The 16,180-nt window shown below is 53.7% G+C and carries 16 protein-coding genes; 12 read left to right on the plus strand and 4 right to left on the minus strand.

The genetic code is table 11. The features are described from left to right. Positions 1 to 77 precede the first annotated feature (77 nt). Genes MKX76_RS04720 through MKX76_RS04750 form a run of 7 tightly spaced genes read left to right on the plus strand, consistent with a single transcriptional unit; the run spans position 78 to position 7,145 of the window. Positions 78 to 1,004 (plus strand): ABC transporter permease subunit, encoded by a 927-nt coding sequence (locus MKX76_RS04720; RefSeq protein WP_007128494.1) that lies wholly within the window; start codon positions 78 to 80, stop codon positions 1,002 to 1,004. A gap of 12 nt (positions 1,005 to 1,016) precedes the next feature. Then, positions 1,017 to 1,931, plus strand: coding sequence for an ABC transporter permease (locus tag MKX76_RS04725; protein ID WP_341033108.1), 915 nt, complete (start codon positions 1,017 to 1,019; stop codon positions 1,929 to 1,931). 12 nt (positions 1,932 to 1,943) lie between these two features. After that, on the plus strand, positions 1,944 to 2,948 hold the full coding sequence (locus MKX76_RS04730) for an ABC transporter ATP-binding protein (RefSeq protein ID WP_028407239.1): 1,005 nt from the start codon (positions 1,944 to 1,946) through the stop codon (positions 2,946 to 2,948). Next, positions 2,945 to 3,934: an ABC transporter ATP-binding protein gene (locus tag MKX76_RS04735; RefSeq protein ID WP_007128491.1), complete on the plus strand. Its 990-nt coding sequence runs from the start codon at positions 2,945 to 2,947 to the stop codon at positions 3,932 to 3,934. Before MKX76_RS04730 ends, MKX76_RS04735 begins: the two co-directional genes overlap by 4 nt. A gap of 50 nt (positions 3,935 to 3,984) precedes the next feature. Beyond that, positions 3,985 to 5,463: a M17 family metallopeptidase gene (locus MKX76_RS04740; RefSeq protein ID WP_341033109.1), complete on the plus strand. Its 1,479-nt coding sequence runs from the start codon at positions 3,985 to 3,987 to the stop codon at positions 5,461 to 5,463. A gap of 5 nt (positions 5,464 to 5,468) precedes the next feature. Beyond that, entirely contained in the window at positions 5,469 to 6,155 is a 687-nt protein-coding gene (locus MKX76_RS04745) for a copper homeostasis protein CutC (RefSeq protein WP_341033110.1), read from the plus strand. A gap of 36 nt (positions 6,156 to 6,191) precedes the next feature. Continuing rightward, on the plus strand, positions 6,192 to 7,145 hold the full coding sequence (locus MKX76_RS04750; protein ID WP_213617162.1) for an ROK family protein: 954 nt from the start codon (positions 6,192 to 6,194) through the stop codon (positions 7,143 to 7,145). 300 nt (positions 7,146 to 7,445) lie between these two features. Here the strand turns inward: MKX76_RS04750 and MKX76_RS04755 are convergent, their stop codons facing one another. The 3 genes from MKX76_RS04755 to MKX76_RS04765 form a co-directional block, all read right to left on the minus strand. Next, positions 7,446 to 7,598, minus strand: coding sequence for a hypothetical protein (locus tag MKX76_RS04755; protein WP_167324088.1), 153 nt, complete (start codon positions 7,596 to 7,598; stop codon positions 7,446 to 7,448). Next, complete coding sequence (locus MKX76_RS04760) at positions 7,576 to 8,103, minus strand: hypothetical protein (protein ID WP_028407236.1); 528 nt, start codon at positions 8,101 to 8,103, stop codon at positions 7,576 to 7,578. Before MKX76_RS04760 ends, MKX76_RS04755 begins: the two co-directional genes overlap by 23 nt. Positions 8,104 to 8,353: 250 nt before the next feature. Next, positions 8,354 to 9,229 (minus strand): AraC family transcriptional regulator, encoded by an 876-nt coding sequence (locus MKX76_RS04765; protein WP_251537326.1) that lies wholly within the window; start codon positions 9,227 to 9,229, stop codon positions 8,354 to 8,356. A 139-nt stretch (positions 9,230 to 9,368) separates the two neighbouring features. On the opposite strand from MKX76_RS04765, the gene MKX76_RS04770 reads away from it, so the two are divergent. The 4 genes from MKX76_RS04770 (at position 9,369) to MKX76_RS04785 (ending at position 13,129) form a co-directional block, all read left to right on the plus strand. Beyond that, positions 9,369 to 10,199: an amidohydrolase family protein gene (locus MKX76_RS04770; protein WP_007128485.1), complete on the plus strand. Its 831-nt coding sequence runs from the start codon at positions 9,369 to 9,371 to the stop codon at positions 10,197 to 10,199. 111 nt (positions 10,200 to 10,310) lie between these two features. Continuing rightward, on the plus strand, positions 10,311 to 11,255 hold the full coding sequence (locus MKX76_RS04775; protein ID WP_210095453.1) for an aldo/keto reductase: 945 nt from the start codon (positions 10,311 to 10,313) through the stop codon (positions 11,253 to 11,255). Between the two features lie 14 nt (positions 11,256 to 11,269). Next, complete coding sequence (locus MKX76_RS04780; RefSeq protein WP_251537328.1) at positions 11,270 to 12,286, plus strand: zinc-binding alcohol dehydrogenase family protein; 1,017 nt, start codon at positions 11,270 to 11,272, stop codon at positions 12,284 to 12,286. Between the two features lie 135 nt (positions 12,287 to 12,421). Then, the gene (locus MKX76_RS04785) at positions 12,422 to 13,129 is read left to right on the plus strand and encodes a hypothetical protein (RefSeq protein WP_244869275.1); all 708 of its coding nucleotides are present in this window, start codon (positions 12,422 to 12,424) and stop codon (positions 13,127 to 13,129) included. 190 nt (positions 13,130 to 13,319) lie between these two features. On the opposite strand, the gene MKX76_RS04790 is transcribed toward MKX76_RS04785, so the two are convergent. After that, a complete protein-coding gene (locus MKX76_RS04790; protein ID WP_341033111.1) occupies positions 13,320 to 14,753 on the minus strand; it encodes a serine hydrolase domain-containing protein in 1,434 nt (477 codons plus the stop codon). Positions 14,754 to 15,056: 303 nt separating this feature from the next. Between MKX76_RS04790 and MKX76_RS04795 the strand changes: the two genes are divergently transcribed. Further along, on the plus strand, positions 15,057 to 16,169 hold the full coding sequence (locus MKX76_RS04795; RefSeq protein ID WP_251537332.1) for a glycoside hydrolase family 88/105 protein: 1,113 nt from the start codon (positions 15,057 to 15,059) through the stop codon (positions 16,167 to 16,169). Positions 16,170 to 16,180 lie beyond the last annotated feature (11 nt).

The raw sequence follows: 16,180 nt of genomic DNA on the forward strand, positions 1-16,180 counted from the left end.
GGTGGGCCGCCTCTTTTGATGATAAGGAAGCGGCCCATTTATTTTTAAGGCTGGCATGTTGAAAGGAGGCTTATCCTTTGGGAAGATATGCAATTCAGAGGCTGCTGGGTGTCATCCCTCTGTTATTCATTGTGTCGATACTTGTGTTCATGTTTATTCACCTGATTCCCGGAGACCCGGCACGGCTTGTCGCAGGTAAGGAAGCCACCCTTGAGGAGATCAACGGGATACGGGAGCAGCTGGGACTAAATCTGCCGCTGTGGCAGCAATATGTTAACTATATGGGTGATCTGTTGAAGGGTGACCTGGGTGTTTCCATTACCTCCGGACTGCCGGTCGTGGATATGCTGGAAAGCCGGTTTTTTCCGACGATCGTGCTAACGTTTACGAGTCTTGGCTGGGCGCTGGTCATCGGACTCTTGATCGGGATCGTGTCCGCCGTCAATCGCGGCAAATGGCCGGATTACCTCGGGATGCTCACTGCCATTTCGGGAATCTCCCTGCCGGGCTTCTGGCTGGGTCTCGTTCTGATTCAAATCTTCTCCGTCGAGCTGGGCTGGTTCCCAACCGGCGGCGTTGACAGCTGGCAATCGTATATTCTTCCTTCGTTCACGCTCGGTGCGGGAATTATGTCCATGCTCGCACGGTACTCCCGCACGTCGATGCTTGAATCGATGCGTGAGGATTATGTCCGGACCGGACGGGCGAAGGGTCTGCGGGAATTCGTCGTTGTCGGAAGACACGCGCTGCGCAATTCCTTGATCCAGGTCGTTACGGTAGCCGGGCTTCAATTCGGCTTTTTGCTCGGGGGCTCGGTCATGGTCGAAACCGTATTCAGTATTCCGGGGATGGGCCGGCTGCTGGTCGATTCGATCGCGTTCCGGGATTATACGGTCATTCAGGCGCTGCTCCTGATGTTTGCGACCGAATTTATTCTGATTAACCTGATTGTCGATTTATTATACGGTGTACTGAATCCAAAAATCCGGTATGCATCGAAATAGGAGGGGGAGCTCATGAGCGACAATTCTTCAGTAACGGTCCATTCATCCTCCGTACCGGGGGAGGCTGTGGTGAACAGCCCGGTCAAAGGGAAGTTCAGCACGTTTGTATCCAAGTTTATGAAGCAAAAGCTTGCCGTCATATCCGGCGTGTTCATCTTGATATTGCTGGTGCTGGCCGTCATCGGCCCGCATATTGTTCCATATCCTCCGAACGAGCCGAACTACGATGCAATGATGCAAGGCCCTTCGGCTGCGCACTGGGCAGGGACCGATGAATACGGACGGGATATTCTCAGCCGTCTGATCGACGGAACCCGGCTGACGATGTCGGTCAGCCTGAGCGCCGTATTTATTTCGGCTATTGCCGGTACGATTTTGGGGCTTATCAGCGGCTATTACGGCGGCTGGATTGACCGCCTGATCATGCGCGGAAGCGACGTTATGTTCTCCTTCCCGGATCTGCTTCTGGCAATCGGCATCGTGGCGATTCTCGGTCCGGGCTTGTCCAATGTGGTCATTGCGGTAGCGGTATTCGGAACGCCTTCCTTCGCCCGAATTATCCGAAGCGTGACGCTGTCCGCGAAAGAATCGTTGTACGTCGAAGCTGCCCGCTCGATGGGCGCGAAAAACAACCGGATCATCTGGAAGCATATCTTCCCTGAAACGGTGCCGAGCATCATCGTCAACGTTTCGATGAAGATCGGCGGAGCCATTCTCGCGGCATCCTCCCTCAGCTTCCTCGGGCTTGGCGCCAAGCCGACGGAGCCGGACTGGGGCGCGATGCTCAGTATGGGACGCGATTATTTAAGCATCGCACCGCACATCGTATATTTTCCGGGTCTGCTCATCTTCTTGACGGTTCTCGCGTTCAACCTGATTGGCGATGGACTCAACGATGCGCTGGATCCGAAGTCGAAGAACGAATAGGGGGGATTGAACGTGACGCAAACATTGCTAGAAGTCAAAGGACTCAAAACCGAATTCAAGCGGGACGGTTCCTCGGTGCTCGCCGTGGCGGGCGTGGACTTTCACATTAACAAAGGCGAAGTGCTTGGGCTCGTGGGCGAATCCGGCTGTGGAAAAAGCGTAACCTCCCTGTCTATCATGAGACTGCTCAAGGATACGCCCGGCCGAATCGCCGGCGGATCGGTCTTGTTTGAGGGCAAGGACCTCGTGCAGCTGCCGGAAAAGGACATGCGCCGCTACCGCGGCAATGAGCTTGCGATGATCTTCCAAGAGCCGATGACCTCGCTTAATCCCGTGCTCCGCATCGGAAAGCAGCTTGAGGAGTCGATCATGCTCCATCTTGGATACGGCCGGAAGAAAGCGCGCGAGCATGCGATCGAATCGCTGAAGCTTGTTGGAATTCCTAGGGCCGATGAAGTGGTTGACGATTATCCGCACCAATTGTCCGGGGGCATGCGGCAGCGGGTCATGATCGCGATGGCGATGGCCTGCAATCCGAAGCTCTTGATCGCGGACGAGCCGACGACGGCGCTTGACGTGACGATCCAGGCGCAAATTCTCGAACTGATGAACCGCCTGAAGAAGGAACAGAACATGGGCATGCTGCTTATTACGCATGACCTCGGCGTTGTGGCGGAGATGTGCGACCGGGTGGTCGTCATGTATGCTGGCCGGGTCGTGGAAGAGGCGAGCGTGACCGAGCTGTTCGAGAATCCGCAGCATCCGTATACCAAGGGACTCATTGCCTCGGTGCCGAAGCTTAGACAGAAGGTTCGTCGGCTGGAATCCATTCCGGGCAACGTTCCCGATCTGCGCAACATGCCTCCGGGCTGCAAATTTGCTCCCCGGTGTCCTTATGTGATGGAGCGCTGCTTGTCGCAGGAGCCGCAGCTGCTCCCGGTCGCGAACGAAGCGGATCGCAAGAGCCGGTGCTGGCTGACGCAGGATGGGCATGCGAAAGGGGGAGAAACGGCATGAATGAATCACCGCTATTAGAAGTACGGAACCTGCAGAAATCATTTACGGTCAAAAAAGGCTTCTTCGGCAGCTCCAAGCAGCTTCGCGCCGTTGACGGAATCTCCTTCGCGATTCGGAAGGGCGAAACCTTCAGTCTCGTCGGAGAGAGCGGCTGCGGCAAGTCGACCACCGGCCGGCTTGTTACGCGCCTGTTAACGCCAAACGACGGCGAGGTTATTTTCAACGGAACCGATATCAGCCGTTTCAACGAGAACCAGATGCGCCCGCTGCGAAAAGACATGCAGATGGTGTTTCAGGATCCTTACGCCTCGTTGAATCCGCGGATGAAGGTGAAGGAGCTCGTAGCGGAGCCGCTGCTGATCCACACGAAGCTAAGCGCCAAGGAACGTGACAAGCTGGCCGGAGAGCTGCTTGAAACGGTGGGTCTGAACAGCTTTCATGCCGAGCGCTACGCCCATGAGTTCAGCGGCGGGCAGCGCCAGCGGATCGGCATTGCACGTGCGCTGTCGGTACGGCCGAGCCTGATCGTAGCGGATGAGCCCGTTTCGGCTCTTGACGTATCGATCCAGTCGCAGGTGCTGAATTTGCTCCAGGATTTGCAGGAAGAGTACGGCCTGACGTATCTGTTCATCTCTCACGATTTAAGCGTCGTCGAGCATATCAGCGATCGGATCGGCGTTATGTATTTGGGAACGCTGGTCGAATCAGCCGATAAGGATACGCTCTATGACCGTCCGCTGCATCCTTATACCCAGGCGCTGCTGTCCTCGGTGCCGGTACCGGATCCTAAGCTGAAGAAAGAACGGATTATTCTGAAGGGGGATCTGCCAAGCCCGGTTAATCCGCCGACGGGATGCCGTTTCCATACCCGCTGCCCTGCTTGCATGGAGGTGTGCAAGCAGAAGGCGCCGGTCTTCCGGGAAGTGGAACCGGGCCATCAGGTGGCCTGCCATTTGTATGATGAGGAGATCATGAAGCAAGCTTAACCGGATCGAAACGCTCGGTTGTAATAGAGCCAGAGGAGGGAAATACGCCGATGAATATCATATTTGATGAATCGCATGTTGCCGATAGCCGGGTCTATGCGATATATGAGGGAGACGAGCCGCCGTTTCGCCTCCCTGATTCCCGAAAACGAAGCGGAAGCTTAACATGGCTGTATGCACGTTCCCGGGATGAGGCGGATTATTTAATCGCAGGCATGGGTTCAAGAGAGCAGCTAACCGTAGAGAAAGTGCGTAAAGCAGCGGCTTCAGTTGCGCGGGCTCTGCTGAAGGAACATAAAACAAGCGCTGTTCTCATCCGTAAACCGCTTGATACGGGTTCGGAGAAACCCAAGCTGACGGAGGCAGAGGAATTCCAAGCCTGGATGGAAGGCTGGTTATACGGATTGTATCGGTTCAATAAGCATCGAGGCATTACGGCAACGGAAGCCACGATTAAGCTTCATATCCGATCGAAGGATTGGGAAGGAATCCCGCGGGAAGAGCTGGATACCCTGCTGTCCATCGCCGCGATCCGCGAACGGGGAACGAGGCTTGCCAGGGACTTGGTCAATGAGTCGCCGGAGACGCTGAATCCGGAAGCGTTCGCTGCTGTATTGGAGGAACACTTCAAGAACACGAAGGCCAAGCTTCATGTATACCGCGGCCACGAGCTCCATGAGCGCCAGATGAATGGATTGCTTGCGGTCGGGAAGGGCAGCCGATTCGAGCCATCCCTGGTTGAAATTTCGTATGACGGCTTGCCGGCCGGACAGAAGGGCCCTCATGTCGTGCTAATCGGCAAAGGCATTACCTTTGACATGGGCGGCATGAACGTCAAGACCGGCAGGGATATAAGCGATGCGCGCATGGATATGGGCGGCGCGGCTGCCGTAGCCGGCGCTATGGAGATTCTGATCTCCCGAAAAGCGCCGGTGAAGGTAACAGCTCTTATCGCGGTTGCCGATAATCTCCCGGACCAGCATGCGATGCTGCCGTCCTCCGTCATCCATTATCCGAACGGCATCAGCGTCCAGGTCGCGAATACGGACGGTGAAGGCAGACTGATCATCGCGGATGCGCTGCTTCATGCGGCGACCCTTCAGGCGGATCAAGTGATCGACATCGCGACGCTGACAGGCAATGTCGGCGCTGCGCTCGGGCTCGAGCTGGCAGGGATCTGGGGCGATGAAGCGATGACCCGTGACCTGGTCGAAATCGGCGAACGCAACGGCGAACGGCTCTGGCCAATGCCGCTTGTTGACGAATACGAGTCCGAGCTGCGGAGCGACTACGCGGATTTGCGCAATGTCGGCACGTCGACCTTGGCCGGCGCAATTACGGCCGCCCTGTTTATCCGGCATTTTGTTCCGGAATCGATGAAGTGGGTCCACATCGACATGGCGGGAACGGTTCAGTACAAGCGGGAGTTTCCGCATGCTGCTGCGGGAGCAACCGGCTACGGCGCCAGGCTGCTGGCGGATTATGTAGAGAAGCAGTTTCATAAGAAACCGGCTTCCGGGAAGGTGTGACTTCTATGCTCCTAGAAATTATAGCCACGACCGTCGATGACGCCATTACAGCTGAGAATAACGGCGCAGACCGGCTGGAGCTGATCACGGCGATCACGGAAGGCGGACTGACACCGGGAATTGGACTTGTCCAGCAGGTCATCAAGGCGGTAAACATTCCGGTCCATGTGATGGTCCGGCCTCACAGCCGTTCCTTCGTGTACAGCGAGACCGACGTGGTCACCATGATCGCGGAGATTCAGGCGATTCGCAGCGCCGGAGCAGCCGGGGTCGTCCTCGGCGCGCTGACTCCGGACGGGAAGATCGACGAAGAAACGCTGGGTGCTCTGCTGGCGTGGACCGGGGACATGCAGGTGACGTATCACCGCGCCTTTGACGAGTTGGATGATCAGTTCGAAGGTTTGCGCACGTTAATGAAATATCCGGCGGTTACCCGTGTATTGACATCGGGCGGACCCCAGCCGGCACCGCAAGCCATTCCGCAAATTCGACGGCTGGTCGAAGAGGCGCGCGGCAGTCATCTTAAGATTTTGGCGGGCAATGGCTTAACGTGGGAGATCATTCGGGACTTCATCGATCAGACCGGTGTAACAGAAGTGCATTTCGGCTCGGCGGTCCGCTACGGCCGTTCCGGACTGAAGCCGATTGATCCGGTTGAGCTTCGGTCGCTGGCAGACAGCATTCATCAATAGATGTAGCAAACATATCGGAAAACAGGTGAACACAAATTGCAAACCATTCTTAATAAACAACAAGAATTTGTAGTTGGCGTTGATCTCGGGGGTACGAAGATCGCGGCTGCGCTCTTTGATTCCGAAGGTCGGCTGCTGAACCGCGAGCAAGTGGAGACGGCAGGCGCACGAACGGCTGAGGAGGTTGTCGGGAGAATTACGGCGATGATCCGAAGCGTTTCGGGCGGCCACCCGCTGCGGGGTGTCGGGATGGCTTCGCCGGGAGCGGTGAACAGCAGGGAGGGCATCGTCATTTACGGCACGAACTTGCCGGAATGGACGAATGTCCCCTTGAAAGCATGGATGGAACGGGAGCTGAGTACCGAAGTTCAGGTGTTGAACGATGCCAATGCGGCAGCATGGGGGGAATATGTACGCGGAGCCGGCGCAGGCTCTACGAACATGGTGTACGTCACGTTCAGCACGGGAATCGGCTCAGGCATCGTCTTGGACGGCAAGCTGTTCCTTGGTAGCAATTCCTATGCGGGCGAGCTGGGACATCACATCATCGATCCGAGCGGCCCGCAGTGCAACTGCGGAAGTCGCGGCTGCTGGGAGGTATTTGCTTCCGGTACGGCGATCGGCCAGGAAGCTGCCCTGAAGATTCAGGAGCGGACAAGTATGATCTCCGAGCTGGCAGCAGCCGACGGCAGCGTCAATGCCCGGCATGTCTTTGAAGCGAAGCGGCTGGGCGATGCTGTCGCGATTGAGGTCATTGATCGCGCGGTCTACTATATGGCTCTTGGTCTGGTCAACGTCATTCATAGCTTTAATCCGGACCGGATCGTCATCGGAGGGGGAGTCAGCAGGGCCGGTGAGCTGCTGTTCCCGGCGCTCCGCGAAATGACGGACAAGCTGGTTATGCCGGCTTATCTAGGAACCTATGAGATCGTTCCCGCCGGTCTGCGGGATGATGTCGGTCTCGTCGGAGCGGCCGCCTTGTTTCAATAGAATGCAAGAATCACAGGCATGTGATGAATTGAAATAAATTATTCTGTTGTGACTCCCGTGCATAATAAAAGCCTCCAACCCGTTTCAAAGCGGGCTGGAGGCTTTTTGTTCGTTGCAGATTCCAGATTTGGCATAGGCTCCATCGGCGTCATAGGTTGAGGCTGTTCCGATGGTTGTTATGTGGGACGGCGGGAAACGGGGCGATTCATATTCGCGTTCGAAAGTCCGTTAAACGTAATCGAGTGAAGTGCGTAATCCGTCAACCGTCATCCGTTTTCACAATTGGAGTCGATTGTAGGTTTACTTATTCATTTGTTTGTATCCGACAAACAACAAGCGGCTGCCCGCACTTTCCCGCCAGCCGGCGGTAACCGCCGGCTCCAAACCTGCACGCGGCATAACGTTGTAGGCTTGAAGCCGGCGGCTTCCGTTACTCCATGTACTTCGTAGCATCGAAGGGAATCTTCGAATGATGGTTCGCATGCTCGATCAGGGAGGAAAGCTTTGTTACCTCGCGTTCCTTCTTGCGGGCGGCTGCATGATAGGCTTCCGGATCATATAACGCCACATTGAAGAGCGTTACGGCGCCGCCCTCGAGCCCCCGGCTGCTCTGGCGCTCCAGCTTCTTGCGGGTGCCGAGATGCGCGAGCTGTCCGATTTCATTGCGCATCTGCTTGGCCAGCTCGATCGCTTCCATGACGGTTATGTTGCTGCCGTTCCACGGGATCGTCTCGGTGGTATTTGAAATCGCCATTAACAGGTCCAGCTTTCTGAAATCGGCGGAGACGGCATCGATTTCTTCCGTGATGACATCGACACTGCGCGCAGGCACCTCGGCGGTCTCCCCTTTTTCAATAATAGTGCTGCTGTTGTTCAATCGCTCCTGCATCAATTGATTAATCAGTCGATTCATGGCTGCCCGGACAGCCAAAGCTTCCGCCATTGTAATATGACTCATATGTACGCAATCACCTCTCGATTTGATACATTCGTATGGATTAAAAAATGAATGTGGGCATGCGTGGAGCACGCTCCTGCGAACGCAAAGTTCCTATATATAGGAATAGACGCTTCCAAATGGAAAAGGTTGCTTACGCGTTCATGATTTTTGCAATAAAATTATCATTTGATGGGATTCGCGGGATCTAAACATCGGTCGACGCCATGTTGGGGAGATCCTATATCTCATGGTTATCTTCCCGATAATCCTAGCCGTTTGACAGCGCCTGCCTCCTGTAAGCTCCAGGCGTCATTCCAGTCAAGCTTTTGAATTTTCGATGAAAATGCGTCAGGGTGTCGTACCCGCAAATTTCCGCGATGCGGCCTATGGGCATCTCGTTCGTGAGCATAAGCTCTTTGGCATGCGCGATCCGTTTCGCATTGATATAATCGGTAACCGTTAGGCCGGTGTACTTCTTGAACATTCTGGAGTAATGGGCGGGATCTACCGACGCATGCGCCGACAGTGCGGCTAGTCCAATAGGTTGATCCAGATGCTCGTGAATCCATTGAATGGATTCGATCAGCCAAGCGGGTCCAAGCGCCGCAGGGGCCGGCTTCTCTGCAGATGAGACGCTGATATAACGATTGATATACAGCAGGATGGAGCGCAGCTGAAGCACAAGCGCCTCCCGGGATCCTAACCGGGTCTGCCCAATCTCGTCCGACATCGCTTTCAGTCTGTCCTCGATATACGTTTGATCGGTCGCTGACAGTTCATAACGATAAGCTCCCGATTTCCGGGAAATTTCGAAGCAATGAAGGGCAGCGTATTGTAAATCGCTGATAGGATCACCTTGGACGAGCGATGGCGCAAAGAATAAAGCGCTTGAAATAATCGGATCTTCCGGGTCAGGGAAAGAGCTGTGGATCGTGTTCCCGGGAATGATAAACAGGTCGCCTTCTTTTTTCTCCACTAATTTGTTTTCAATAAAAAAAGTGCCTTTCCCCTGATGTATGTATACCAATTCGTAAAGATCGTGCAGATGGTGGGGCAGCTCCATGCGGGGGCTTTTTTGCGTCCGATAAACCAGCTCCATAGGAAACAAGGGGTCTCCGTTAAAGGCTTTGCGCAAGGGAGTCATGATGATCGTCCTCCTTCACTCTGATACGTTCACAATATCAAAATACGTTATGAATCTGCAAGAATACGCTATTTTTATACACGGATATTGAACATACAATGGGGATATGAAAAGCGATGCAGAAAGGCGGGGGAAGTACATGAAAGTAGATGCCCACCAGCATTATTGGCGGATTGAACGGGGGGATTACGGATGGATCACACCTGAGCTTCCCGTGCTTTACCGGGACTTCCTGCCATCCGATTTAAAACCGCATTTGGATGCGCATCAGCTTGACGGCACGATTGCGGTTCAGGCGGCCCCGACCCTTGAAGAAACGGACTATCTCTTATCTCTGGCCGATCGCGATCCTTCCATTCTCGGCGTGGTGGGGTGGATCGATCTCTTCGATCCGGAGCATCGCCGCCAATATGAACGATTTTCAAAGCATCCAAAGTTTATCGGTTTCCGGATTATGATACAGGATATGCCTGATTCCAGTGCCATTCTGGAGCCGGCGTTTATCGAAGCCTTGAGTATGTATATCCAGGAAGAAGTTCCGATCGATCTTCTTGTTCGAAGCCATCAGCTGGAGCACTTACTGAAGCTCATCCAGCAAGTCCCGGACATGCGGGGCGTGGTGGACCATCTGGGCAAACCACCGATAAGAAGCGGGGAAATTGAGCCCTGGGAGAGCTTCATGAAAGGAATCGCACGCTTTCCGGGAATTTACTGCAAGCTGTCCGGCATGGTCACCGAGGCCGAGCATCGGCGGTGGAACCAGGAGGACTTCACAGATTATGTACATAAAGCCATTGCCCTGTTCGGTTCCGAGCGGGTCATGTTCGGAAGCGACTGGCCGGTATGTCTGCTGTCCGCTGAATATAGCCAAGTCGTGCACGTGTTAGAAGCAGCGCTGCCCAAGGCATGGGGAGAGCAGGAGCGGGCCCGATTGTTCGGGTTGAATGCCGTGGAGTTCTACAGGCTCTGAATATCCCAACAACGACGGGGTTGAGGAAATTCCTTTACTCCTTTTCGCTAAGATGCTAGTAATCCTCATTGCTATAAAACGTAATCTCAATAAATAAGGTGGGTTAAGACTATGAAATACCGCAAGCTGGGTCGTACCGGACTGGAGGTTTCCGTATTAAGCTTCGGCGCATCCTCGCTGGGCTCCGTCTTTCGGGAGACGGACGATAGCGAGGGAATCCGAACCGTTCACGCAGCCATTGATGCAGGAATTAATCTGATTGATGTTTCGCCCTATTATGGACTGACGAAGGCGGAAACGGTGCTTGGTCAAGCCATCCGGCAGATCCCCCGGGACAAATTTTACCTGTCCACCAAAGCCGGCCGCTATGGCGAGCAGGATTTTGATTTCACATTCAAGCGGATCATTGCAAGTGCAGATGAGAGCTTGAAACGGTTGAATACCGACTATGTGGATTTCCTCTTCCTGCATGATATTGAGTTCGTGCCCGCACAGATCATTTTGGAGGAGGGTATCCCTGCACTCCAGCATTTAAAAGAACAAGGTAAAATCCGCTTTAGCGGAATTTGCGGTTTGCCGTTACAGCTGTTTGAACAGCTGCTGCCTCAGACGAAGGTGGATGCAATCATCTCGTATTGCCACTATTCTTTAAATGATCATACCTTGACAGATTTGCTGCCGTTGCTTCATCAAGAAGGAATCGGTCTCATTAACGCATCTCCATTGTCAATGGGGCTTCTTAGCCGTCGAGGAGCGCCGTCATGGCATCCGGCTTCGGCGGAAATCAAGGAAGCGTGCAGACAAGCGGCTGAATATTGCGCGAAGGAAGGAATCGATATTGCCAAGCTGGCCGTGCAGTTCTCGACCTCGCATGAGCAGATTCCGACGACGCTGGTCAGTACGGCCAACCCGGATAACATCGTGCGCAATGCCGAATGGACCGAAGAACCTCTGGATCAAAGGTTGGCGGCCGAGGTTTTAAGGATCCTGGAGCCGATTCAAGGCCGGACTTGGATAAGCGGACGCCCGGAATACAATGAAGGGATCAGACCATAAAGGGGGCGGGCATAATGAAGGGAATCGTGTGCAGTCGGATTGGGGAGTTTCAATTCCGCGAGGATTTGCCGGAGCCGCAATTGCTTGATGGCGAGGCTATCATCAGCGTTAAACGAATCGGGATTTGCGGTACGGATCTTCATGCCTTTAACGGCAATCAGCCGTTCTTTACCTACCCGCGAATTCTCGGTCATGAGCTATCCGGGATGATTGAACAGATCGGGGACAATGAAGCGGGGTTGAAGGCAGGCGACATCGTCTGTGTCATTCCTTACATGCACTGTGGACAATGCATGGCTTGTCTCAGAGGCAAGACCAATTGCTGTAGATCAATGAATGTCATCGGCGTGCATACAGACGGAGGCATGCGGGAGCGCATTTCGGTTCCGATCACCCATTTGGTTCGAGCAGACGGATTATCAATGGATCAGGCGGCCCTGGTAGAACCGTTAGCGATAGGGGCCCATAGTGTCCAAAGGGCGAATGTCACCCGCGAGGATACGGTTTTGGTGATCGGTGCCGGTCCTATCGGACTTGGCGTCATGGTGTTTGCTAAGGAGAAGGGAGCAACCGTTATCGCAATGGACATGAACGCTGAGCGGCTAGCCTTCAGCAAGTCGTGGGCCAAGGCTGATCATATCATCCGGGCCGGGCAAGAATCGTCAAATGAGCTTGCTGCGTTAACGGGTGGAGAGCTTCCCGCCATTGTTTTTGATGCAACCGGAAATCAGCGTTCCATGACCCATGCGTTCAAGTTGGTTGGGCACGGAGGAACCCTGGTGTACGTCGGGTTAATCAACGGAGACATTTCTTTCGAGGATTCCGATTTCCATAAACGGGAGCTGACCTTGATGGGCAGCCGGAATGCGACCAAAGCCGACTTCAATCATGTTATCAAGGCGATGACGGAAAGCGGCCTTGATTTGGAGCGTTATGTCACGCATCGATGCGGATTTGATGAAATGATCGGCGAATTTAAGCAGTGGTTGAACCCTTCTTCCAAGGTGATTAAAGCCGTTGTGGAGCTCTGAACGATCGAACACACGGACAAAAAACATTAAAAATATTGGCAAATGAGCATCGATCATGATAGAAATCATGTGCTTCTATGTTATGATCTTAGGATAATGTCTGTAAGCGTTATCATAACAAGGGAGCAAATGATATTGGGAACATTCAAATCCAAAATACTCATATATAGTTTGCTGTTGGGATCCTTTCCGACAATTCTTATCGGATTCTTCTCTTATTTCATTGCCGCCAAAGACGTGGAGGAGAAGGTGAACGAGGGGAATATGCATCTGTTGAACCAGACCCGGATGAGGGTGGAGCAGGTGCTCGATTCCATGCAAAGAACTGCCCTGCAGTTTGAGAACTCTTCGCTGCTCAAGTCTGTGATGGACAGCAAGTTAAGCGGACAGGACTTTATTAAGGTCCGGGAACTGATGAAGGAAATGTTTAATCTGCAGACGCAGACCATATTAAACCAGGTGTACGTCGTTAATCTGAAGCATGAATGGGTCGTGGATTTAAATTCCCTCAAGCCGCTGGAGGGCTTGAACAAGGCCGAGTTCGAGCGGTATCTGGATACCAATGAAAGCATATTCTGGGCAGCGGGATCGGGGGAAATCTCGCAAACCGCGAATCCGGTGGAGACGGATCATTGGAACAGCGCGGAACGAACGGCAACAACCCTTCGGCTGGTGCATAAAATACCGCTGCTGTTGAAGAACGCGTGGGTCAGTGCCGGATTCGGCACAATGTATTTCTCGTTCTCGAACACGATTTGTTTGTTCTTGTTAAACAGCTCCGTTCCTTTCGGCTTCTTCTCCATGTTGTACAAATCGCCCCGCTGCGGCAGCGTGTCACGGTAAGGCTTAACCTCCTGAGCATCCTTATCCGCATCGATCGTTTCGGTATACGCAGATCATCACCGATGCGCAAACCAAGTTTATTATGGGGTAGATTGACGAGGCCGGCTGGAAGGCTGAGTCATTGCGGCTGGTTAACATGCAAATTTAATCAATGCAAGTTATCTGGAGAGGCAAGTGATGAACATATGGTTCAAGGCTTGTTGATTGGCGTTCCGATTAGCACGAGATCAAGATGATTCGTTTTATGCGCGCCGGCCGGCTTGATTTGCAGCACTAGACCATCGCGGTCAAAGCGGCAGGTAAGAATAAACATCTGCTGCTGTTCCAGCAGCTGAATGTGAATCAAGCAAGTCGACGAATCTGCCCATACTGCACCGCAAGCGGAGGGAAGGCCGAAAAAAGGATCGGGACCGATATGCCAATCATTCATGGAGCATACAACACGGGAACTACCGGTTTCATGAATGAAGATGAGCTCGCAGGCTTGATCACTGAACGTAAATTGGCAGTCTGTCCATCCCGGCTCGTTAGCTGATAGGCGATAAGGGTGTCCCGAGACTTGTGCGGCTGCATGGGAGAAGGAGCTTCCTTTCGGCAGATGGAGCTTCAAGGCGCTCAGACGCTGCTTCATCCGGTCATAACCGGCAACATCGAAGGGGCAGGGCTCCTGCATGGAAGAAATCAGATGGGTCCAGACGCTGTCAAGAATCCCTTGGTGCTCATCCCGGTTCAGCATGGTGTTGGCCGTCGACACGAATACGGCGTCATGGTGCGGGCTGACGAGAACGAATTGCCCTCCGGCTCCGAATGCGCAGTAGGCTTGACGCCTGGCCCGCCAGAACTGGTACCCGTAACCGCTTCGCCCTTCCAGCAAAATTCCGGCACTGGAATTATCAACGACCTTGGACGTGCTTTGCTCTACCCAGCCCTCAGGGAGGATCCTCGTCCCATTCCACACCCCGTCCTGCAGATAGAGCTGACCGAATTTGGCCAGATCCTCCGTGGTGCAATAGGCCCCGCTGCCGCCCAGGTTAATTCCGAGCGGACAGGTCTCCCACTCGATATCCTGCATCCCGAGAGGCTGGAACAAGCGGGCATCGAGATAGTCATGTACGGTAGTCCCCGTGACCCGTTGGAGAATGGCGCACAGCGTATGCGTACCTGTCGTATCGTAGGCAAAGACGGTTCCCGGGGGATGGCTCGGCGGCGTATGAAGGTATTCGAATACGATATCACGGGCCTCCTTATTGGTTGATTTTCTGTGGACGGTTTGCATGCTCAAGAGATGCCGGATGGTCATACTGGCTGTGTACGGATGTACGGTCTCCGGCTGTTTATCCGGGAAAAAATGAATGACCTTGTCATCCAGGGAGATCCGCCCTTCTCCGATGGCAATGCCGACAGCGGCCGATGTCAGGCTCTTGCTGACCGAGAATATCGGATGCCTTAAATCTTTGTGGAACGGGAAGTAATAGCCTTCGGCTGCCACTTTGCCATGCCGAAGGAGCATAAAGCTGTGCAGGTTCATATTTTTGTCCGTCATGTCCTCCATAAAGCGGAGGATGGCGGATGGAGGAATGCCGACCTCCTCCGGACGGACTCGAGGCAGTGCAGTCATCATCATCAACCTTTCAGCTGTTTCTTATTTTTGCGGCTTGTTATTCTTCGTTTCCATCTATGTTACCGAATGGCATACTCCTATTAAAACGGTCTCCGATGTTTAATTCGGGTCATTCTTTGCCTTTTTTGCCGGATTTGAATCCTAGCGGCATTTTTAGCTTCATGAAGGAAGCGAGAGCGGGGAAAGAGAGCATAAAATGCAAAATATGCGGGGGATTCGGCATTAAACCCGGAATTTTTATCGTTTATGTTTCATTATAATGAAGCTTGAAAATTATACTTCCAAGAAGATTGAGGGGGGATATGGATGGAAGGGAACCCATGGTCCGTCCGGACGGTGGATACGATCCTCCGTCAAGCGGACGGCGGGGGAGTTCACCCGGAAATTGCCCGCCGGTGGGCGTATGTACCCGGGATGATGCTCATGGCGATCGCCCGTACAGGGGATTTTTATAACAAGGAAGCTTATTTCGACTTCATGAAACGGCATATGGATCTGTTTGTTCAAGAGGATGGAAGCATTCGGGGGTACCGCATCGAGGAGTACAATCTGGACCAAATCAACCAGGGGAAAAATTTGTTTGCCCTGAGGGCCAAATTTCCAGACTCCCGATATGAAAAGGCTTCCCATACGCTGGCCGCCCAGCTCATCAGCCAGCCCAGGACGACGGACGGCGGTTTTTGGCACAAAAAAGTATATCCATTTCAGATGTGGCTGGATGGGCTCTATATGTCTTCGCCGTTCCTGGCTCAGTATGCCAAAACCTACAACCGCCCCGAATTGTTTGACGAGGTGGCACATCAGCTTCTGCTGGTGGAGCGCAGAACCCGGGATCCCAAGACGGGTCTTCTGTATCACGGATGGGATGAAGCGAAGGAACAGGTTTGGGCCGATCCGGAAAGCGGGCGGTCCCCGCACTTTTGGAGCCGGGCTTTGGGCTGGTATGCGATGGCGCTTGTGGACAGTCTGGAGTTTTTCCCGATAGATCATCCGCAGCGCGGTACGATCATTGGCATATTCGAGCGCCTAAGCCGAGCGCTGGCACGATGGCAGGAGAAAGAGAGCGGGCTGTGGTTCCAGGTGCTCGATCAGGGCTTCCGGGAAGGCAATTATCTTGAAACCTCCGGCTCCTCCATGTTTATTTACGCTTTGGCCAAGGGCGTTCGGCTCCAGTACCTGGAGCAGCCTTCAATGCCTGTTGCGGAGCGGGCGTACGCCGGTTTGATTCAGCGGTTTGTTGAGGCCGGCGCAACCGGCGTGCATCTTCATTCCATATGCCATGGAGCAGGGCTGAGCGATGACCGCAACGGCTCGTATGAATATTACATCAGTGAACAAGTGGTGTCCGATGCCCAGATTGGCGTGGCGCCTTTCATCCTTGCCAGTCTGGAAATGGAGCGGTTACTAGATTCGTTATAGGAGGAGGAACT

The sequence above is a fragment of the Paenibacillus sp. FSL R5-0810 genome, assembly GCF_038002285.1.
Classification (GTDB): Bacteria; Bacillota; Bacilli; order Paenibacillales; family Paenibacillaceae; genus Paenibacillus_AQ; species Paenibacillus_AQ lactis.